Origin of the sequence: Methylococcus capsulatus str. Texas = ATCC 19069, from assembly GCF_000424685.1 — a bacterium.
Lineage (GTDB): Bacteria > Pseudomonadota > Gammaproteobacteria > Methylococcales > Methylococcaceae > Methylococcus > Methylococcus capsulatus.
In genome coordinates, this window is record NZ_AUKJ01000016.1 from 341226 (window position 1) to 360967 (window position 19742).

The 19742-nt window shown below is 62.9% G+C and carries 18 protein-coding genes; 6 read left to right on the forward strand and 12 right to left on the reverse strand.

All coding sequences use genetic code 11. From position 1 onward, the window contains the following. Positions 1–18: 18 nt before the first annotated feature. Both H156_RS0103730 and H156_RS0103735 read right to left on the reverse strand, forming a co-directional pair. On the reverse strand, positions 19–987 hold the full coding sequence (locus H156_RS0103730) for an alpha-E domain-containing protein (protein ID WP_017366353.1): 969 nt from the start codon (positions 985–987) through the stop codon (positions 19–21). A gap of 1 nt (position 988) precedes the next feature. Continuing rightward, on the reverse strand, positions 989–2437 hold the full coding sequence (locus tag H156_RS0103735) for a circularly permuted type 2 ATP-grasp protein (RefSeq protein WP_017366352.1): 1449 nt from the start codon (positions 2435–2437) through the stop codon (positions 989–991). A gap of 334 nt (positions 2438–2771) precedes the next feature. Between H156_RS0103735 and H156_RS0103740 the strand changes: the two genes are divergently transcribed. Continuing rightward, positions 2772–3536 carry a proteasome-type protease gene (locus H156_RS0103740; RefSeq protein ID WP_017366351.1) on the forward strand — a complete coding sequence of 255 codons (765 nt, stop codon included), beginning with the start codon at positions 2772–2774 and terminating at the stop codon, positions 3534–3536. On the opposite strand, the gene H156_RS0103745 is transcribed toward H156_RS0103740, so the two are convergent. Continuing rightward, on the reverse strand, positions 3519–3914 hold the full coding sequence (locus H156_RS0103745) for a hypothetical protein (RefSeq protein WP_017366350.1): 396 nt from the start codon (positions 3912–3914) through the stop codon (positions 3519–3521). The genes H156_RS0103740 and H156_RS0103745 overlap by 18 nt on opposite strands. Positions 3915–4052: 138 nt before the next feature. On the opposite strand from H156_RS0103745, the gene H156_RS0103750 reads away from it, so the two are divergent. Then, on the forward strand, positions 4053–5255 hold the full coding sequence (locus tag H156_RS0103750) for an aminotransferase class I/II-fold pyridoxal phosphate-dependent enzyme (protein ID WP_017366349.1): 1203 nt from the start codon (positions 4053–4055) through the stop codon (positions 5253–5255). A gap of 10 nt (positions 5256–5265) precedes the next feature. Here H156_RS0103750 and H156_RS0103755 read toward each other — a convergent pair whose 3' ends face one another. Genes H156_RS0103755 through speA form a run of 6 tightly spaced genes read right to left on the reverse strand, consistent with a single transcriptional unit; the run spans position 5266 to position 12325 of the window. Continuing rightward, entirely contained in the window at positions 5266–5943 is a 678-nt protein-coding gene (locus H156_RS0103755) for a lysophospholipid acyltransferase family protein (RefSeq protein ID WP_420795065.1), read from the reverse strand. A 34-nt stretch (positions 5944–5977) separates the two neighbouring features. After that, positions 5978–6517, reverse strand: a complete 540-nt coding sequence (gmhB, locus tag H156_RS0103760) for a D-glycero-beta-D-manno-heptose 1,7-bisphosphate 7-phosphatase (RefSeq protein ID WP_017366347.1) — start codon at positions 6515–6517, stop codon at positions 5978–5980. 1 nt (position 6518) lies between these two features. Beyond that, on the reverse strand, positions 6519–8600 hold the full coding sequence (gene glyS / locus H156_RS0103765) for a glycine--tRNA ligase subunit beta (protein WP_017366346.1): 2082 nt from the start codon (positions 8598–8600) through the stop codon (positions 6519–6521). Then, positions 8593–9522 (reverse strand): glycine--tRNA ligase subunit alpha, encoded by a 930-nt coding sequence (gene glyQ, locus H156_RS0103770; protein WP_010961293.1) that lies wholly within the window; start codon positions 9520–9522, stop codon positions 8593–8595. Before glyQ ends, glyS begins: the two co-directional genes overlap by 8 nt. A gap of 53 nt (positions 9523–9575) precedes the next feature. Further along, complete coding sequence (locus tag H156_RS0103775; RefSeq protein WP_026046078.1) at positions 9576–10445, reverse strand: NAD(P)-dependent oxidoreductase; 870 nt, start codon at positions 10443–10445, stop codon at positions 9576–9578. 2 nt (positions 10446–10447) lie between these two features. Next, complete coding sequence (gene speA / locus H156_RS0103780; RefSeq protein WP_017366344.1) at positions 10448–12325, reverse strand: biosynthetic arginine decarboxylase; 1878 nt, start codon at positions 12323–12325, stop codon at positions 10448–10450. Between the two features lie 69 nt (positions 12326–12394). Between speA and speE the strand changes: the two genes are divergently transcribed. Further along, positions 12395–13252 (forward strand): polyamine aminopropyltransferase, encoded by an 858-nt coding sequence (gene speE, locus H156_RS0103785; protein WP_017366343.1) that lies wholly within the window; start codon positions 12395–12397, stop codon positions 13250–13252. 56 nt (positions 13253–13308) lie between these two features. Beyond that, positions 13309–13881 carry a MarR family winged helix-turn-helix transcriptional regulator gene (locus H156_RS0103790; protein WP_017366342.1) on the forward strand — a complete coding sequence of 191 codons (573 nt, stop codon included), beginning with the start codon at positions 13309–13311 and terminating at the stop codon, positions 13879–13881. A 63-nt stretch (positions 13882–13944) separates the two neighbouring features. Here the strand turns inward: H156_RS0103790 and glnK are convergent, their stop codons facing one another. Both glnK and acs read right to left on the reverse strand, forming a co-directional pair. Next, positions 13945–14283: a P-II family nitrogen regulator gene (gene glnK / locus H156_RS0103795; protein ID WP_010961288.1), complete on the reverse strand. Its 339-nt coding sequence runs from the start codon at positions 14281–14283 to the stop codon at positions 13945–13947. 54 nt (positions 14284–14337) lie between these two features. Next, positions 14338–16272 (reverse strand): acetate--CoA ligase, encoded by a 1935-nt coding sequence (acs, locus tag H156_RS0103800; RefSeq protein WP_026046077.1) that lies wholly within the window; start codon positions 16270–16272, stop codon positions 14338–14340. 322 nt (positions 16273–16594) lie between these two features. Here acs and rpoS point away from each other — a divergent pair, with 322 nt between their 5' ends. Together rpoS and H156_RS0103810 are read left to right on the forward strand one after the other, a co-directional pair. Beyond that, a complete protein-coding gene (gene rpoS / locus H156_RS0103805; protein ID WP_238536912.1) occupies positions 16595–17626 on the forward strand; it encodes an RNA polymerase sigma factor RpoS in 1032 nt (343 codons plus the stop codon). Positions 17627–17696: 70 nt separating this feature from the next. Next, a complete protein-coding gene (locus H156_RS0103810) occupies positions 17697–18086 on the forward strand; it encodes a hypothetical protein (RefSeq protein WP_017366339.1) in 390 nt (129 codons plus the stop codon). A 65-nt stretch (positions 18087–18151) separates the two neighbouring features. Here H156_RS0103810 and H156_RS0103815 read toward each other — a convergent pair whose 3' ends face one another. Then, positions 18152–19609, reverse strand: coding sequence for a TrkH family potassium uptake protein (locus H156_RS0103815; protein WP_017366338.1), 1458 nt, complete (start codon positions 19607–19609; stop codon positions 18152–18154). Positions 19610–19742 lie beyond the last annotated feature (133 nt).

The window sequence follows — 19742 nt, forward strand, 5'->3', positions numbered from 1 at the left end:
TTTCGCATCCGGCGTTCCCTATCCGTTGCCGCAATGCGGTCGATTCTGCCGGGGCGACGATTTTTCGACGTCGAAGTAGCAACCGGACAGGGCATCGTGGATTTCGCCCAGTTTGATCTGCAGATCGTCGATGAAACGATGCAGTTCGGTACGGCGGCGGCTTTCCTCGTCTTGGACCCGGTCGATGGCCTCCACCAGCTTTTCGCGGACACAGCTGCCTTGCGGCAGACGGTCGAGCGCATCCAGCATGTCACGGAGGCAGAAATGGCAGGAACGGGGAAACAGGGTGTCCTCCAGGAGGAACTTCACCACCGAGTCGCGTCCGACGGCGGTCTGGCAGTGGCGCCGGTACATGTGGTAGGCGGTCATCGACTTCAGCACGCTCATCCATAGCAGGTTTTCGAAAGGCGTCACATCCTTGCCTTCCGGTGACAGGTCGACCCAGCGGACATCCAGTATGCGGGTGGTCATGTCGGCCCGTTCCAGATTGCAGCCGAGCCGCACGAATTCGTAGGCTTCGTCATGGCTCATGGTGCCGGCGATCAGGCCGGCGATGGTCTGTACGCCGACGATGATGTCGTCGAGGTAGGCAAAGCGGCGTTTCGGCGACTCGCTGTCCGGTATGCGCGCCATCGCCTCGAGGTACAGAGCGTTGATATGCTCCCATCCTTCCCGCTGGAGGATGTCCCGGATGCTGCGGGCATTCTCGCGGGCGGCCCGCAGCGAGCTGACGATAGAGCCGGGATTGCGTGCCTCCGTGATCAGGAAACGGCTGACCTGGCTTTCGCCGGGAGTGGAATAAAGCGTGGCGAACGTTTCCTCGCTCCCCGTGATGGTCAGCAGAGAATCCCAGCTGGGACGGATTTCCCGGGGCAGGTCCAACATCACGTTGGCGTTGGCGTTGATCATGCGGGCGGTGTTTTCCGCCCGCTCCAGATAGCGCGACATCCAGTAGAGGCTTTCCGCGACGCGCGACAACATCGCCATGTCAGGCTCCTTTTCCGTCGATGATCCATGTGTCCTTGCTGCCCCCTCCCTGGGACGAGTTCACCACGGTCGAGCCTTTCTTGAGGGCGACGCGCGTCAAGCCGCCGTTGGTCACGTAGGTATCCCGGCCGCTCAGCACGAAGGGGCGCAGGTCGAGATGGCGCGGCTCGGCCCGATGATCGACCAGGGTGGGCGCCGTGGACAGGGTGAGCATGGGTTGGGCCATGTAGTTGCGAGGATCGCGGCGGATACGTTCGGCGAATTCCGCGCGCTCCTCCGGGCTGGCCGTGGGGCCGATCAGCATGCCGTAGCCACCCGATTCGTTGGCCGGTTTGACGACCAGACGGTCGAGGTGGTCCAGCACGTAGCGGCATGCCTCCGGATCGACGCAGCGGTAGGAAGGCACGTTGGGCAGGATGGGGTCCTCGTTCAAGTAATAGCGGATGATGTCGGGAACGTAGGTGTATACCACTTTGTCGTCCGCCACTCCGGCGCCGGGAGCATTGGCCAGCGCCACCTTGCCTTTCTTCCAGGCGCGCATGAGTCCCGGCACCCCGAGCACCGACGCCGGGTTGAAGGCTTCCGGGTCGAGAAACAGATCGTCGATACGCCGGTAAACCACGTCGACCTTGTGCAGACCTTCGATGGTGCGCATGTAGACGCAATCGTCGCGGCCCACGACCAGATCGTTGCCTTCCACCAGTTCGGCGCCCATCTGCTGGGCCAGGTAGGCGTGTTCGAAATAGGCGGCATTGTAGATACCGGGCGTCAGCACCACGATCTGAGGATTGGAGACGGGCGCGAGCGATGCCAGGCACTGGCGGAGCTGGGCCGGATAGTCGTCGACCGGGGCGATAGCGTAGGATTCGAAGAGCTCCGGCAACACCCGTTTCATCACCAGACGGTTCTCCAGCATGTAGGACACGCCGGAGGGGACCCGCAAATTGTCCTCCAGCACGTAGAACCGGCCGTCCTTGTCCTTGACGAGGTCGGTGCCGCAGATATGGGCCCAGACGCCGAGCGGTGGGTCGATTCCCATACACTCGGGCCGGAAATTCCTGGAATCGGCCAGCAGGTCGCGGGGGAAGACACCGTCCCGGACGATGTGCTGAGCGTGGTAGATGTCGTCGATGAACAGGTTCAGTGCCCGGGTGCGCTGTTTCAGCCCACGTTCGACGCTCCTCCATTCCTCGGTTCGGATCAGCCGTGGAATGATGTCGAACGGCCAGGCGCGGTCGATGGAGCCCTCGTTCTCACAGTAGACTGTGAAAGTGATGCCCATGCTCAGGATTTCGGCTTCGGCGGCGGCTTTGCGTTCCTGGAGGTCGGTTTCGGAGAAGCCGTCGAGATGGTCGAACAGCGCACGGGCGATTCGACGGGGCATGCCATGCTCGTCGATCAGCTCATCGAAACATTCCGGATTGGGATAGTCTTGCAGTGCCAGACTCATGATCGTGTTTCGATCCTTGGGGGCTGAAATCGTTTCAGAATGCGGACGGCCCACGGTGACGCCGAGAGCGGGCCTTCCTGCCGAAACACAAGCGATTTCCGGGCCATGCCGCGCCGTCTTCCGTCTCTCTTCCCCTGTGTCATGACCGGTGCCCCTTGGGGCGTGGGGCGGTCCCGCCCGAGGCTGGGCGGGGTTGGGGCGCGCAGGAAACGCCTTGCGCCGATTCGGTGCAAGTGCCGGAATTCCCGGTGATCGTGCGGCGGCTTGAGATCGGGGGCCGTTTCGAGCTAGAGTCCTGCGGTTCCAGCGCGCAATCCTATGTTAAGGAAACCGGATGACTTATTGCCTTGCCATCAAGGTCGACCAGGGGTTGGTGTTTGCCTCCGATTCCCGCACCCATGCCGGCGTCGATTACGCCAGCGTCTACAGCAAGATGTACCGCTTCGATCTGCACAGCGACCGCTTGATGATCGTCCTGGCCGCCGGCAACCTGGCGACGACACAGGCTGTGATCAACCTGATACGACGCGATCTGGAGAATCCCGGAGTGCCCTACAACCTGAATACGGTGGCCTATCTGTACGATGCCGCATCCTACATAGGGGAAACCAGCGTGCGGGTTCAGGAGCAGCACGCCAGCGCCATGCAACGCTGTGGTATCTCCGGTGAGGCCAGTTTCATCCTGGGTGGCCAGATTCAGGGGCAGCCGCCCGAAATCTACCTCATCTATCCGCAGGGCAATTACATCACGGTTTCGCCCGACAATCCTTATCTTCAGATCGGCGAAACCAAGTACGGCAAGCCCATCCTCGACCGGATGATCGCCCCTGCGACGACGCTCGAAGATGCGGCGCGTTGCGCCTTGGTCTCCATCGATTCGACCATGCGCAGCAACATCTCGGTGGGGCCACCGGTGGAGGTCGCCATCTACCGGCGGAATTCCTTTGTCGTCGGCCACTATCTGCATCTCGATTATTCCAGCCCGCTTTATGCATCGATCCAGAAACAATGGGCCGAGGGTATCCGCAATGCTTTCACCCTGTTGCCGCGGTTCGAGTGGGAAGATGGCGGATCGATCGGTTCAGAACAGAGCCAATAGGGTCAGCAGTCCGACACAGGCGCCGATCAGAATGATTTTCAGGCGGTTACGCATATACCAGGTTTTGGCCTTGCCGACCGTGTCCCGCCAGTAGTCCTCGATTCGCCGCTGGCGCTCGTCCCAGCCACGGGCAATCTTGCCGACCAGCATGCTGCCCAGCCAAGTCAGGACGCCGACCGCCAGCCAGGCCGTCAGGACCTGGGCGCCGCGCGGCGTGAGGCCGAGCACGGCTTCGAACACCGTGTCCAGCAGCATCTCCATGGCTTCGAGAAGGAGCTCCGCGGTATGCGACAGGATTTCCACGACGAGTTCGCCTTCGATGGCGATGACGAGCAAGATTACGAAAGTGACGAAGAGATAGAATTTGCCCGTGCGCATGAGTCCGAACTTATGCCGTCATGGTTGGTGGAGGAGTCGAAAGATCACCGACCGCTCCGTGCCGCTACGGTCGGATCCATTGCGCTCGGATTTTAACCGTAAAATGGAGCTTTTTCCGTCAGGTTTACGGGGGATGCGATGAACCGGCGACAGCACGAGGCTGGTCAGGCGATACCGGCAGCGGAGCAGGGCGGTTGTCTGGCCGACGCCATCCGGCCGTTCCACGTCATGGCAATCTTGGCGCGCGCGAGGGAGCTGGAGTCCTCCGGGCGTTCGATCGTCCACCTCGAGATCGGCGAGCCGGATTTTCCGACACCCGAACCGGTGGCCGCGGCGGCGACCCGATTTCTGGCCGGCGGACAGGTGCGCTATACCCCCGCTGCCGGGCTGCCGGAACTGCGAGAGCGTATCGCGGCCTACTATGCCGAACGCTATGGGGTGGCGGTCGCGCCGCAGCGGATATTTCTCACCCCGGGCGCGTCGGGTGCGTTGTCTCTGGCGCTGGCCGTCGCCCTGTCACCTGGACGGCGTGTGATGCTGGCCGATCCCGGCTACCCTTGTTATTCCAATTTCGTGCGTCTGTATTCGGGCGATCCGCATGCCGTGCCTGTGGGGGCCGAGCAGGATTTCCAGTTGAACGCCGCCTTGTGCCGAACGCACTGCGGGGGAGACGTTCCGGTGGCGATCAGTGCCTCGCCTTCCAATCCGACCGGCACGGTCATGCGTACAGGGGTGTTGCGGGAGCTGGTGGAATGGTTCGAAGCCGAGGGGGGCATCCTGATTTCGGACGAGATTTACCACGGGCTGGAATACGGCGGACGCGCGGTCAGTGCCCTGGAGTTCGGTCAGCACACATTCGTCGTCAACAGCTTTTCGAAGTATTTCGGCATGACCGGCTGGCGTCTGGGCTGGGTGGTCGTGCCGGAGGCTTACGCGGCCGCCGTGGAACGGGTGGCTCAGAACATCTTCATTTCCGCGCCCACCCTGTCCCAGTACGCGGCGCTGGCGGCATTCTCGGAAGAAAGTCGCGCCGAACTCGAACGCCGCCGACAGGCCTTCGAGGCGCGCCGTGATTTTCTTTGGGAGGAACTGGTGAGGCTGGGATTCGGAGTGCCGGTCGCGCCGTCCGGAGCGTTCTACATCTATGCCGACTGCTCGGCGTTTGCCGAAGACAGCGCGGAGTTTGCCGCGCGCCTCCTGGAGACGGCCGGCGTCGCGGTGACACCGGGCAAGGACTTCGGCGCCCAGTCGCCGGAGCGTTATCTGCGTTTCGCCTATACGGCCGACATTCCGGTGCTGCAGGAGGCGGTCGGACGGATTCGCCGTTTCGTGACCGGTTAAAAGGCCGGTATCAACGGCCCCGGCCGATTTCCTGCATCTGGGCTTCGATCCAGCGCTCGGCTCGAGCGGTGATTTCCGCCGCGTCGAGACTGGCGGCATCGATCGCTGGTCCGACGCGGACCTGGATGGTACCGGGGTACTTCAGGAAAGCGCGGCGGCTCCAGTATTCGCCGGCATTGTGCGCTACCGGCACCACCGGACAGCCGGCGCGGTGGGCCAGCATGGCGCCGCTGGCGCCGTAGTGTCCCTTCTTGCCGGGGGCGACGCGGGTGCCTTCCGGGAACACGACCACCCATAGCCCTTCTTTCAGCCGTTTGACGCCCTCGTTCAGCACCTGCCTGAGCGCCGCCGTCTTGTGCGCCCGGTTGATGGCGATGGGCTTGAGCGTCGCCATCGCCCAGCCCCACACCGGCAGCCTCAGCAGTTCTTGCTTGAGGATGAAGACCAGGGGCGGGAAGATCACCTGCAGCGCGAGGGTTTCCCAGGCCGACTGGTGTTTGCAGAGGATGACGCCGGGCTGGATCGGAATGTTTTCCCGGCCCTGGACCTGGAAGTCCAGCCGGCACACGATCCTCAACATCCAGAGATTGAATCGGACCCAGCGGTTGGCCAGAGCCCAGCGCACGCCGAAAGAGAAGGGACGCGCAGCGATCATGCATGGCGCGATGACCAGCGTCGAGAGGGCCATGCCTGCGAAAAACACCGCCGAACGCAGAATGATCTCAAGTCTGGCTGAAAACGATGTGTTGTGCGGCTGCATAGAGGTCGGGGAAGGTGGGGACATCGAGTTCGGGATTCCGCTCCAGCGTGCGCATGCCCTTGCCGGTTTCGACCAGGATCGGCGCAGCGCCCGCCGCCGCCGCCGCCTCGATGTCGCGCAGCGAATCGCCCACGGCCGGCGTGCCGGCGAGTTCCGCATCGTATTTTTCGGCGAAGGCGTAGAACAGCCCAGGCCGGGGTTTGCGGCAGCCGCAGACGTCTTCGGGGCCATGCGGGCACAGGAAAATGTCGAAGATTTCGCCGCCGGTCTCCCGGACCAGGGTGCGCATCTTGTCGTGGATCGCTTCCAGCGCGGCGGGACTGAACAATCGGCGGGCAATGCCGGACTGATTGGTCAGCACCACGACCCGGAAGCCGTGGCGGGTCAGCAGGGCAATGGCGTCGAGGCTGCCGGGAATCGGGCGCCATTCCTCCGGCGACTTGATGTAGTGGTCGGAGTCTTCGTTGATGACGCCATCCCGGTCCAGGATCACATAGCGCATGTCATTGAGCCGGCTGCAGGGTGGAGATGTCGGCGACGTTCAGGAACAGCCCCTCGACCAGGGCCAGCAGCCCGAGCCGGTTGCTGCGCAGGGACACGTCCTCGCACATCACCATCACCGTGTCGAAGAATGCGTCGACGCAGTCCCGCAGTTGTGCCAGGCGACACAGCGCTGTGGTGTAGTCGCGGGCGTGCAGCAGCGGCAGGATGTCGGCGTGCGCCTGGCGGGCCGCTGCCAGCAGTGCCTTTTCCGAAGGCTCGATCAGGATCCGTTCCTCCGCATTCGCGACCACCGTTTCGCCCGATTTGCGCAGGATGTTGCGGATGCGTTTGTTGGCCGCGGCGAGGCTTTCGGCGGCAGTGAGGCCGCGGAATTCGCGTACCGCAGCGAGCCTGTCCAGGAAATCGGCCAGGTTGGTTGGCCGGATCGCCAGGACGGCCTCGAACTCGTCGTGGCGGTAACCCTGCTCCAGGCAGTAGCCGCGCAGGCGCTCGTAGATGAAGTCCAGCAGCGCCGAGCGGGTCGCCTCTGGATCGAAGCCATGGGGGAGCAGGTTCAACGCCTTTTCCAGCAGGACTTCGACATCCAGGTCGAGCCGTTTCTCAATCAGGATGCGGATGATGCCCAGTGCGGCACGGCGCAAGGCATAAGGGTCGCGGTCCCCGCTGGGGACCAGGCCGACGCTGAAGATGCCGGCCAGAGTGTCGATCTTTTCCGCCAGCGCCAGGATTTCGCCGGTGCGCGAAGCCGGCAGCGCGCCGCCCGACACCTTGGGCAGATACTGTTCCTCGATGGCGAGCGCTACTTCGTAGGGTTCTCCTTCCGCAAGGGCGTAATAGCGGCCCATGAGACCCTGCAGTTCGGTGAACTCGCCGACCATGTGGGTCAGGAGGTCGGCTTTCGCCAGCAGGGCGGCGCGCTCGACAAAGCTGGGATCCACGTTCAGGGACTCGGCAATGAACACCGCCAGCTGCTGCACCCGCCGGGTCTTGTCGAGCACCGAGCCGAGCTTGTTCTGGAAGGTGACCTGGCCCAGTTCCTCGACCCGCTCTTCCAGGGTGCGCTTGCGGTCCTGGTTCCAGAAGAATTCGGCGTCTGCCAGACGCGGCCGGACCACGCGTTCGTTGCCCTCGCGCACGAACTCGGGCCGGCGGCTGTCGATGTTGCTGAAGGTGATGAAATGGGGCAGCAGTCCGCCTTCGGCGTCGACCACCGGGAAGTATTTCTGATTGTCCTGCATGGTGGTGATCAGGACTTCCGGTGGCAGGCTCAGATAGCGCGCCTCGAAGCCACCCAGCACCGGCACCGGCCATTCGACCAGGGCGGTGATCTCGTCCAAGAGATTGGGGTCGATCAGCGGCTTGCCGTTCACCGTCGCGGCGGTTTCCACGGCGAGCCGCTCGATGCAAGCGCGGCGCTCGCCGAAGTCCGGCAGCACATGGCCTCGAGTAGTCAGCAGGCCGGCGTATTCGGTGGGATTCGTGATCTCGATCGGGTCCGGCGCATGGCAGCGGTGGCCGCGGGTGGTCCGGCCTGAGGCGACGCCGAGAATCTCGCACTCGACTACCGTACCGCCGTAGAGCAGTACCACCCACTGCACCGGGCGGACGAATTCGGCCAGTCCCGAGCCCCAGCGCATGCGCTTGGCGATGGGCAGCGCGGTCAGGGCCTGGCGGATGATATCGGGGATCAGCGCTTCGGTGGATCGGCCTCGGATTTCCTGGACCACACCCACCCACTCGCCTTTCTCGGTCTTCAGGGTGATGAGCTGATCGGTGGTGACGCCGCAGCTTCTGGCGAAGCCCACGGTGGCCTTGGTGGGCGCCCCCTGGGCATCGTAAGCCGCGTTCAGCGCCGGGCCGCGCCGCTCGATGGTCTGGTCCGGCTGGGCCGCCGCCAGTCGGCGGACCAGCAGGGCGAGCCGGCGCGGCGTGGCGTAGGCTTCGATGCCGGCATACGACAGGCCGGCTTTTTCCAGCCCGGCAGCCACGTGGTCCTTGAGCGCTTCGCTCAGCTTGAGCAGGGATTTCGGCGGCAGCTCCTCGGTGCCCAGTTCGAACAGAAGATCGCGGGTCTCAGCCATGAGCGTGCTCCTCCTTGGCGTCGAGCATCGGGAATCCCAAGGCTTCGCGGCGCTGGTAATAGGCTTCGGCCACGGCCTTGGCGAGTTCGCGCACCCGCAGGATGAAGCGCTGGCGCTCGGTGACCGAGATGGCCCGGCGGGCATCGAGCAGGTTGAAGGTGTGCGAGGCCTTCAGCACCATCTCGTAGGCTGGGAGGGGCAGCCCCAGCGCGATGAGCTGGCGGCATTCGCGCTCGTAGGTGTCGAAGGCGCTGAAGAGGAATTCGGTGTTGGCGTGCTCGAAGTTGAAGGCCGACATCTCGACCTCGTTCTGATGGAACACGTCGCCGTAACGGACGATGCCCTGAGGTCCCCGCGTCCAGACCAGGTCGTAGACGTTCTCCACGCCCTGCACGTACATGGCGATGCGCTCCAGGCCGTAGGTGATCTCGCCGCTGACCGGCCGGCAGTCGAGGCCGCCGACCTGCTGGAAATAGGTGAACTGGGTCACTTCCATGCCGTTCAGCCAGACTTCCCAGCCCAGGCCCCAGGCGCCGAGCGTGGGCGATTCCCAGTTGTCCTCGACGAAGCGGACGTCGTGTTCGAGGAGGTCGAAGCCGAGCAGGCGCAGCGAGCCGAGATAGAGTTCCTGGATGTCGGGCGGCGAGGGCTTCAGCACCACCTGGAACTGGTAGTAATGCTGCAGCCGGTTGGGGTTGTCGCCATAGCGGCCGTCGGTGGGGCGGCGCGAGGGCTGCACGTAGGCGGTGTTCCAGGGTTCCGGGCCGATGGCGCGGAGGAAGGTCGCGGGATGGAAAGTTCCGGCGCCGACCTCCAGATCCAGCGGCTGGAGGATCACGCAGCCTTGCTCGGCCCAATAGCGTTGGAGGGTCAGGATCAGATCCTGGAAGCTCGGGGTTTCGGGGGCGTTCGACGTAGGCACAAGCGGTCCGACAGGTTTTCGTGCGGGCGGGAATTATATCCGAAAGTATGGGGTCAGCCCTTGGGGCGCGCGGCCGACTTCAGCCGGAACAGGCCGGAGATGTCGTCGTCGCCGTATCCCCGGGCCATGAGTTCGGCGTAGTCGTCCCGGCTCCGGGTGCTCAGCGGCAGGGGGATTCCCAATCTTTCCGCCATCTCCAGGCAGATGTTCAGGTCCTTGTGGTGCAGGGACAGCTTGAAGCCGGGCTGGAAGCTGCCGCGGATCATGGTCTTGCCGCGTTTGTCCAGGAACCAGTTGCCGGCGGCGCCGCCGGAGATCACGTCGATGACCTTGTCCAGGTCCAGATCCAAGGCTTGCCCGAATGCCAGTGCCTCGGTGACGGCCTGGTTGATGCCGGCGCACATCACCTGGTTCACCGCTTTCGTGGCCTGGCCGGCGCCGGTGTCGCCCATGTGCATGAGGCGGTTGCCCATTGCTGCGAGCACCGGCCGGACTTTTTCCACGGTTTCGGCCCGGCCGCCGATCATCAGGGCCAGGGTGCCGTCGCGGGCGCCCTCGACGCCGCCGCTCACCGGGGCATCGAGAAAATCGCCGCCCGCCTGGCGGACGGCCTCGGCGGCGCGGCGGGTGGTGGCCACGCCGACCGTCGAGCAGTCGACGATGACCGCGCCCGGCCGGAGTCCGGGTGTGAGGGCTGCGATCACCTCCAGCACATCGGCATCCGCCGAAACGCAGGTCACGATCACATCGCAGGCCGGAGCCATTTCCGTGAGCGTTGCCCAGGCAGGGGTGCCGGTCTCGGCGGCGAATGCCCGGGCTTTTTCCGGCGTACGGTTCCAGACGCCGGCCAGCAGGCCCGCCCGCCGGAGGTTGCGGGCCATGCCCAGTCCCATGGCGCCGAGCCCGACGAAGCCGGTCTTCATGCTCATTCCTCCAGGTAGGTGTAGTTGCTGAGTCCCGCGATCAGCTCGCTTTCGTACTGCTTGCGCTGGTGCATCGGGATGTCGGCTTCGATCAGCTTCTTGCGGTAGGAACGTTCCAGTTCGTCGGGATCGATGTGGACATAGCGCAGCAGATCGTCGGCGCCGTCACCCCTCCGGGTGTGGGTGAAGGTATAACCGCCCGCGCCGTCCAGTTCGACATCCACCGAGTGGGTGTCCCCGAACAGATTGTGCATGTCGCCCAGGATTTCCTGGTAGGCGCCGACCAGGAAGAAGCCTATCAGGTAGGGTTCGCCGGGGGCCGGCGCATGCATACGCAGGGTGTTCTCGATGCTCTGCCGGTCGATGTAGGCGTTGATCCGTCCGTCGGAATCGCAGGTCATGTCCTGGATCACGGCGCGGCGGGTGGGTTCTTCGCCAAGCCGTTGCAGCGGCATGACCGGGAAGATCTGATCGATCGCCCAGGCATCGGGAATCGACTGGAAGACCGAGAAATTGCAGAACAGCTTGTCGGCCAGGCGCTCGTTGAGCTCGTCCAGCACGGCCCGGTGGGCCCTCAGCCGGATGTCGAGACGCTGCTGCACTTCGTGGCAGAGGGTGGCGTGGAGCCGTTCGGCTTCTGCCAGCTGGTCCAGGCCGATCTTGCCTTGAACGTACATGGTCCGGGTTTCGGCGAGGTCGAACTCGGCATCGTGGTAGATGCCCAGTACCGATTCGCTGTCCACCCGGCGGAGCAGGTCCTCCAGGTCCTTCAATGGCTGGGCCACCGAGGCGGAGACCGGGCTGGCGTCATAGGTGGCCGCCTCGATGTCGACGACGTTGGTTACCAGCACGGCATGGTGCGCGCTCATCGCCCGACCGGCTTCGGTGATCAGGTCCGGCTGGGGCAGTCCCTGTTCGGCACAGAGTTCGGAGAAAGCCCGCACGATGCTGTGGGCGTATTCATCCACGCTGTAGTTGATCGAGCAGTCGCTGACCGAATGCGTGCCTTCGTAGTCGATGCCGAGGCCGCCGCCGACGTCGACATGATCGACCGGCGCCCCCAGCCGCCGTAGTTCCGCATAGTAGCGGCCGGCTTCGCGCAGGGCGGTCTTGACGTCATTGATGTTGGCCACCTGGGATCCCATGTGGAAATGCATCAGCCGTACCCAGCCGAGTCCTCCGGCGCGCTCCAGCCGTTTGAGGAACTTCAGGATTTCACCCGCATGCAGGCCGAATTTCGATTTTTCGCCGCCGCTATTCTGCCATTTGCCGGCGCTGATGCTGGAGAGCCTGATCCGTACACCGAGCTGCGGGGCGATGCCGAGCGCTTCGGATTCGCTCACCACCAGTTCGAGTTCAGACAGTTTTTCGACCACGATGAAGACCCGCAGCCCCAACCGGCTGCCGATCAGGGCCAGCCGGATGTAGGCGCGATCCTTGTAGCCATTGCAGATGATGGTGCCGGACTCCGCCAGGGCAAGGATGGCGAGCAGTTCCGATTTGCTGCCGGCCTCGAGGCCGACGCCGCCGGCGCGGAGAATGTTCTCGATGACGTTGCGCTGCTGGTTGACTTTGATCGGGTACACCGGCGTATAGCCGGCTCCGTAGTGGTAGGCGGCCCGCGCCTTGCCGAACGCCGACGTCAGAAGGCGGACCCGGTCGTGCAGGATGTGGGGAAAGCGCATCAGCACGGGCAAGGACAATCCCTCGGCACGGACGCCGCGGGCAATGGCGGCGATGCTTACGCCTCCCTCGACGCTTCCCCGCTGCGGACAGACCACGACTTCGCCCTCCGGCGCGATGTTGAAATACCCATCGCTCCAGTGCTCGATGGCGTAAGTGTCGCGGGCGTCGCTCAGCGTCCAGTTCGCTTTTGTCATGGGGACCGTCTTTCAAAAACCTCCAATTATGGGGAGAATGCGACATTTTTTCCACGCAGGAGGAGTTCCATGTGCGACGCACAGGACTGGTTTACCGAATCCTATCCCGATAATGGCAGTGCGCTGTCGCTGAAAATCAGGGCTAAGCTGCACGAGGAGCAGACGCCCTTCCAGCGCATCGAGATCTACGATACCGAATCGTTCGGCAAGCTCATGGTGATCGACGGCTGCACCATGGTGAGCGACCGCGACAATTTCCTCTATCACGAAATGATGACGCATCCCGTGCTGTACACCCATCCCGCCCCGAAGACCGTGTGGATCATCGGCGGCGGAGACTGCGGCAGCCTGCGAGAGGTGTTGAAGCACTCTGAAGTCGAGAAGGCGGTGCAGATCGACATCGACGAGCGGGTGACGCGGCTGGCGGAACGGTATTTCCCCGAACTGTGCGAAGCCAACGGCGACCCCCGCGCGGAGCTGTTGTTCATCGACGGCATCCAGTGGGTGAAGGATGCGCCGGATGGGTGCGTCGACGTCATCATCGTCGACAGCACCGATCCCGTCGGTCCGGCGGAAGGGCTGTTCAACGAGGCGTTTTTTCGCCAATGCCACCGCTGTCTGCGCACCGACGGTATCCTGGTGCAGCAGAGCGAATCGCCCCTGTTCCACCTGCCTCTCATTGCCTCGATGCATCGCATCATGCGGCAGGCGGGTTTTGCCCAGACGCGCACGCTGTTCTTCCCGCAATTCATCTATCCCTCGGGCTGGTGGAGCGCGACCATGGCGGGTAAGGGGGACCTGAACCGGTTCCGCGCGGATGCGGCGGAGGCGAAGCTGTTTCCGACCCGGTATTACAACGCGGACATCCACCGGGCCGCGTTCGCCGTTCCGGAATTTTTCGGCGATGCCCTGCGCGAGTTGGTCTGAGCGCATGACAGCCGGCCATTTGTCAAGATGCGATCGGTCCGATACCATTTGTCGCCATGGAAGCTGATCGCATATACGATTATCTGGAGCGGATTTCGAACCTCATCCGCATGGATGCGCGCCGGTCCGAAAGCTTCAAAGGGCTGCAGCCCGTGCAGCTCGAAGCCCTCCATTATCTGGCCAGCTGCAACCGCTACAGCAATACGCCGCTGGCCGTCGCCGAATATCTCGGACTGACCAAGGGGACGGTCTCGCAAACCTTGGCCGTCCTGGAAAACAACGGCCTGATCGTCAAGGAAAGCGATGCCCGCGACCGGCGCGTGGTGCACGTGCTGTTGACCGAGACCGGCCGGCGGCTGCTGGACGAGTCGATTCCGCCCCGCGTGCTGCGCGCGGCACTGCGCGCGATTCCGCAGGATCAGCGTCCGTTGCTCGAATCCGCCCTCGCCGGCGTGCTCCAGGCGATGCAGGTCGCCAACCGGCTCAAGACTTTCGGGGCCTGCAAGAGCTGCCGTCATCACATCGTTCTGGAAGACGCCAGCCGCCGATGCGGCCTCACCGGCGAACGGCTGTTCGAGGAGGATGCCGAGATGATCTGCCGCGAGCATCAACTGCCCGCCGGGGATTGAGAGGGGGCGGACAGCCGGGGAAGCTGTCCGTGTGGTCCTTGTTGTGTCGCCGGGGCTGCGCCGTTACAGCGCTTGGTCGCCCGTCTCGCCGGTGCGGATGCGGATCGCCTGGTCGATGGAAGTGATGAAGATTTTGCCATCGCCGATCTTTCCCGTGTTGGCCGCCTTGACGATGGCATCGACTGCCGCATCGACCAGCGTGTCGGCCACTGCGATTTCCAGTTTCACCTTCGGGAGGAAATCCACGACGTATTCGGCCCCGCGGTAAAGTTCGGTGTGGCCTTTTTGCCGGCCGAACCCCTTGACTTCGGTGACCGTCAGTCCACTCACGCCGATATCGGAAAGCGCTTCGCGCACGTCGTCGAGCTTGAAGGGTTTGATGATTGCAGTGATGAGTTTCATGATCGTCTCCGCGGATCGTTGTTCTTTCAGGTGAGCGAATCGTGGCAGCAGCCGCTAGGCCGGTTTGTTCCGGATGATGTCTTCGACGACCGCCGGGTCGGCCAGTGTCGACGTATCTCCCAGTTGATCCAGCTCGTTGGCTGCGATCTTTCGCAGGATGCGCCGCATGATTTTACCCGATCTCGTCTTCGGCAGGGCCGGCGTCCACTGGATGATGTCAGGGGTCGCGATCGCGCCGATTTCCTCCCGGACCAGTTCGATCAGTTGCCGTTTCAGGTCCTCGCTCGGGACGGCATCGGCGACCAGGGTGACATAGGCGTAGATGCCCTGGCCCTTGATGTTGTGCGGGTAACCGACCACCGCGGCTTCGGCGACGCTGTCGTGCAGTACCAGGGCGCTCTCGATTTCGGCGGTTCCCATGCGGTGCCCCGAGACGTTGATCACGTCGTCCACCCGTCCGGTGATCCAGTAATAACCGTCGGCATCCCGGCGCGCGCTATCGCCGGTGAAGTACTTCCCCGGATAGAGGGCGAAATACGTTTCACGGAAACGATCGTGATTGCGGAATACGGTACGCGCCTGGCCTGGCCAGGATGCGGCGATCGCCAGGACGCCCTCTGCCGGGCCCGTCAGCTCGTTGCCCTGGGGATCCAGGATGACGGGGACGACGCCGAAGAAGGGGCGGGTGGCGGAGCCGGGTTTGAGCGGTGTGGCGCCGGGCAGTGGGGTGATCATGATGCCGCCGGTTTCGGTCTGCCACCAGGTGTCGAGCACGGGGCAGCGTTTCTCGCCGACTTCCTGGTAATACCATTCCCAGGCTTCCGGATTGATGGGTTCGCCGACCGAGCCCAGTATTCGCAGGCTGTGGCGGTCGGCCTGCTTCACCCAGTCCGCGCCCAGTCCCATCAGCGCCCGGATGACCGTCGGCGCCGTGTAGAAAATGCTGACCTGATATTTGTCGATGATCTGCCATAGCCGTGCCGGTGTGGGGTAGGTCGGCACGCCCTCGAACATCAGTGTGGTCGCCCCGTTGCACAAGGGGCCGAAGACCACGTAGCTGTGGCCGGTGATCCAGCCGATGTCCGCGGTGCACCAGTACACTTCGCCGTCGCGGTAATCGAACACGTATTTGTGCGTAACGGCGGCAAACAGCAGGTAGCCGCCGGTCGTATGGACCACCCCTTTCGGCTTGCCGGTCGAGCCGGAAGTGTAGAGGATGAACAGCGGGTCTTCCGCATCCATGTCCTCGGGGGGGCAGTCGGCCGATGCGGATTGCACGGCCTCGTGAAACCAGTGGTCGCGCCCCGCGGTCCAGTCCACCGGACGGCCCGTATGGCGGACCACCAGCACGGTTTCGACATGCGGGCACTGGCTCAGCGCGGCGTCGACGTTACGTTTGAGCGGGACGAATTTGCCGCCCCGTCGGCCTTCGTCGGCGCAGATCAGGACGCGGCAATCGGCATCCAGAATCCGGTCTTTCAATGCCTCGGACGAAAACCCGCCGAACACGATTGAGTGGATGGCGCCTATACGGGCACAGGCCAGCATGGCTACGGCGGCTTCCGGGATCATCGGCAAATAGATGCACACCCGGTCACCCTTGCCTACGCCGTGGGATTTGAGCACATTGGCAAACCGGCAGACCCGGTCGTGCAGCTCGCCGTAGGTCAGGGCGCGCTGGTCGCCGGGCTCGTCGCCCTCCCACAGAATGGCCGTTTGGTCGCGCCGGTCAGCCAGATGGCGGTCCAGACAATTGTAAGAAACGTTAAGGCGGGCACCGGAGAACCATTCGATGGATGGGGTATGGAAATTCCAGCGCGCCACCCGCTGCCACGGGGTGTTCCAGCTGATGAACTCCTGAGCCAGCTCGGCCCAGAATCCTTCCGGGTCCCTGATGGACCGGTCATACATTTCCCGATAGATTTCGTCGGTTATTCTGGCGGACGTCGCAATATCGGAGGGCACGGGGTAGACATGTTCTGTTTTCATTCGATTGTCGCTCGTCCGGTCGGCTGCGGACCGGGAATTATACTCAGGAAGCACCGGTCAAATCGGGTGAATTTTAGGGCGGCATCGGTGACAATGAAATCGAAAACCAGCCCACGGTCTCGCAGACATTCGCCGGTGGCGGTTACCTGGACAACAGGTGTTCGTTTCCTTCATGCAAATAGGGTTTTTCTTGCCCGGAAAGGTATACAATGCGGGGCGAGGTTAAATGGAAGGGGCGTTGTCGCGGACGTTCGCGATAACGGGTGGTGCGAATGCCGCTTCGGCTCATGGGCCGCGGCCGGCGTGTCTGTTGAGGATGAAAATGATGTCGTCTGAAGTCGTTTTGGGGTTGGACGGGAGCCTCGTCGAAGGTTTGGGATATGCCGAAGAGGTGGTCGAGATCGAAATCGAAATGGATGCCGGGGGGGAGAGCGAAAGGGACGCCGAGGATGGCTGCGGCGCCGAGATCTGGTGCGAGGATATCGTCGATGACGGCGGAGATACGGTCGAGACGGGTTCGGAGCTTGATGCAACACGCATCTACATGAACCAGTTGGGGAAATGGAGGCTTTTGACGGCGGAGGAGGAAAAACACTTCGGGCGGCTCGCCCTCGAGGGTGACGAGGATGCCCGCCGCCTCATGATCGAAAGCAATCTGCGCCTGGTCGTCAAGATTGCGCGCCGCTATCTGAACCGCGGATTGCCTTTGCTCGATCTGATCGAGGAGGGCAATCTCGGCCTGATCCGCGCCGTCGAAAAGTTCGAGCCGGAACGTGGTTTCCGTTTTTCCACCTATGCCACGTGGTGGATACGGCAGACGATCGAGCGCGCTCTGATGAGTCAGGTCCGGGCGATCCGGCTTCCAATCCACGTGGCTAAGGAAATGAACGCCGTCCTGAAGGCCTATCGGAGCCTTTCCGCCAAGATGCAGGGCACGCCAACGGCCCAGGACGTGGCCCGGCAACTCGACAAACCGTCCGAGCGCGTCGAACAGCTTCTCAGGCTGAGTGAAAAAGATTTGTCGGCCGATGCGCCGATCACGGCCGATTCTTCCAAATCCTTGCTGGACATGGCGCCGGATGACAGCCAGAGTCCGGTTACCGACACGCTGCTCGCCGAGCGGATTGAACAGAAAATCGACGAATGGCTGGGACGGCTGAACCCGCGCCAGCGGGAAGTCCTCCAGCGCCGTTTCGGCCTCGGCGGGCATGAGGTATCGACGCTCGAGGCAGTGGCCGCGGACTTGGGAGTGACACGCGAACGGGTGCGTCAGATTCAGCGGGAGGCTCAGCTCAAGCTCCGTTCGATCCTGGAGGCGGAAGGCTATACGGCGGATGCGGTCTTGCAGAGTTGAGCAGGCCCGTCGACCCTGCGTTCGATCTGCGCTAAATTTAGCTGGAATGCAACGGCTTCGAGAGACAACCATGATGCTTCGTAAACTCGGAAGCCTGGGACTTGCCGCCGGCTTGGCGGCATGCGCTTCTCTGGAGGAGAAGGTCCAGGATACGGAACAATTGTTGGCGGCGGCGGGATTCAAGATCAACTATGCACAAACGGCGGAGCAGCAGGCCAATGTCAAGGGGATGACTCAGTACAAACTGGTTGCGCATCCGAAAGGTGACAAAGTGATGTACATTTACGCGGATGCCAACATTTGTCAGTGCATCTATGTCGGCGATGCGGATGCCTACGCCCGCTTCCAGAAGCTCGCTGTGGAAAAGGAAATCGCCGACGAACAGAGGCAGGCGGCGGAAACCAACCTCGACGCCACCATGAATTGGGGCATGTGGGGGCCTGGATTGTGGTGGCCGTGAACGGCGGTCGCCCGCCCCGTTGATCGATCAACCCGAGGCGCCCTTTCAGTGCGTTCTTTGGGAGCCTATTTGCGCCAGAACGCCGGCGTGAAAATGATCAGTGCCGTGAAAACCTCGATGCGGCCCAGAAACATCGCGATGGTGCATGTCCAAGTCTGGAAGTCGGAAAGCGCGGCGTAATTGCTGGCCGGCCCCACCACGTTGAGTCCGGGGCCCGCGTTGTTGATACTGGCGATGATGGCGGAGAAGGATGACACCATGTCCAGCCCGCTGACCACCAGCAGCAACGTCAGAATGACGATGCTCATGAAATAGACGAAGATGAAACCGAGCACCGACAGGATGATATTGGAGGGAATCACCATGTGTCCGATCTTGAGCGGATTGACCGCCGTCGGATGGGTGAGCAGCAGCATCTGCAATTGACTTTGTTTGATCAGGATCAGTGTGCGCATCATTTTGATGCCGCCCCCCGTCGAGCCGGTACAAGCCAGAACGCTGCTCAGGAATAACATCCATAGCGGTGCGAACAAAGGCCACTGGTTGTAGTCCACCGAGGCGAACCCGCAGTCGGTGGCGATGGACACGACGTTGAAGCTCGCATGCCGCAGAGCGGTCCAGAAATCAGAATAACTTTGGTGTGCGACCAGGAACAGCGCGATGGCCACGCAGCTACCCAGCGCCAGAACCAGGTAGGGAATGGCCTCGATGTCATGCCGATACACCTTCAGACTCCGGGCGTGGATCGCCAGGAAGTGGGTCGCGAAGTTCATGCCCGCGACCAACATGAAGACCATCAGGACCCCTTCGATCAGGGGGGAGTCGAAATAACCGACGCTGGCGTCATGAGTCGAGAAGCCGCCCAGGCTCATGGCGGCGAAGGCATGGCAGACGGCGTCCAGCCAGCTCATGCCGGCCATCTTGAGGCACAGGATGCAAGCCGCGGTAATAGATGCGTAAACCAGCCAAAGTTTTTTGGCGGTCTCCGTGATCCGGGGTGTCAGCTTGTTTTCTTTCATGGGGCCGGGCGTTTCCGCCATGAATAACTGGCGTCCGCCGATGCCGAGGACGGGGAGGATCGCAACCGCCAACACGATGATTCCCATCCCCCCGAGCCAGTTCAGTTCGTGCCGCCAGAGATTGATGGCGGGTGGCAGCTGATCCAGGCCGGCCAGCACCGTCGCCCCGGTGGTGGTCAATCCAGACATGGCTTCGAAATAGGCGTCCGTGAACGACAGCCCTTCGATGTACGATATCAGCGGGAACGTGGCGAAGGCCGCCATTCCGGTCCAGGCCAGCACGACGAGGATGAAGCCGTCTTTGGACTTCAGATCGTAGCGGTACTGCCGGGTGGCGATCCAAAGTAAAGCGCCGGCGCCGATGGTGAAGAGCGCGTCTTCGATGAAGAGAAGGGCAGTACCGTCACCCGTCAGCAGGGATGCCATGATCGGGAGCAGATAGGTCAGACTGAAGACGATCAGCATCAGTCCGAAGACGCGGGCCAAAGACAGCAGGCGCTTCACGGTGCTACGGGAGGCAGGCCAGGACATCGTCAACGGCATTGTTGGGATAGGCATGGGCACCATGCCGCGCTCAGATTGCCGGCGCGGGCCGCTCTGCGGGATCGGGGCCATGATCCCGGCGCGCCCGACGACC

Coding starts and splice junctions, on each gene's coding strand:
- H156_RS0103730 (WP_017366353.1), bottom strand. CDS start 987: ATGGCGATGTTGTCGCGCGTCGCGGAAAGCCTCTACTGGATGTCGCGC.
- H156_RS0103735 (WP_017366352.1), bottom strand. CDS start 2,437: ATGAGTCTGGCACTGCAAGACTATCCCAATCCGGAATGTTTCGATGAG.
- H156_RS0103740 (WP_017366351.1), top strand. CDS start 2,772: ATGACTTATTGCCTTGCCATCAAGGTCGACCAGGGGTTGGTGTTTGCC.
- H156_RS0103745 (WP_017366350.1), bottom strand. CDS start 3,914: ATGCGCACGGGCAAATTCTATCTCTTCGTCACTTTCGTAATCTTGCTC.
- H156_RS0103750 (WP_017366349.1), top strand. CDS start 4,053: ATGAACCGGCGACAGCACGAGGCTGGTCAGGCGATACCGGCAGCGGAG.
- H156_RS0103755 (WP_420795065.1), bottom strand. CDS start 5,943: ATGGCCCTCTCGACGCTGGTCATCGCGCCATGCATGATCGCTGCGCGT.
- gmhB (WP_017366347.1), bottom strand. CDS start 6,517: ATGCGCTATGTGATCCTGGACCGGGATGGCGTCATCAACGAAGACTCC.
- glyS (WP_017366346.1), bottom strand. CDS start 8,600: ATGGCTGAGACCCGCGATCTTCTGTTCGAACTGGGCACCGAGGAGCTG.
- H156_RS0103775 (WP_026046078.1), bottom strand. CDS start 10,445: ATGAAGACCGGCTTCGTCGGGCTCGGCGCCATGGGACTGGGCATGGCC.
- speA (WP_017366344.1), bottom strand. CDS start 12,325: ATGACAAAAGCGAACTGGACGCTGAGCGACGCCCGCGACACTTACGCC.
- speE (WP_017366343.1), top strand. CDS start 12,395: ATGTGCGACGCACAGGACTGGTTTACCGAATCCTATCCCGATAATGGC.
- H156_RS0103790 (WP_017366342.1), top strand. CDS start 13,309: ATGGAAGCTGATCGCATATACGATTATCTGGAGCGGATTTCGAACCTC.
- glnK (WP_010961288.1), bottom strand. CDS start 14,283: ATGAAACTCATCACTGCAATCATCAAACCCTTCAAGCTCGACGACGTG.
- acs (WP_026046077.1), bottom strand. CDS start 16,272: ATGAAAACAGAACATGTCTACCCCGTGCCCTCCGATATTGCGACGTCC.
- rpoS (WP_238536912.1), top strand. CDS start 16,595: ATGATGTCGTCTGAAGTCGTTTTGGGGTTGGACGGGAGCCTCGTCGAA.
- H156_RS0103810 (WP_017366339.1), top strand. CDS start 17,697: ATGATGCTTCGTAAACTCGGAAGCCTGGGACTTGCCGCCGGCTTGGCG.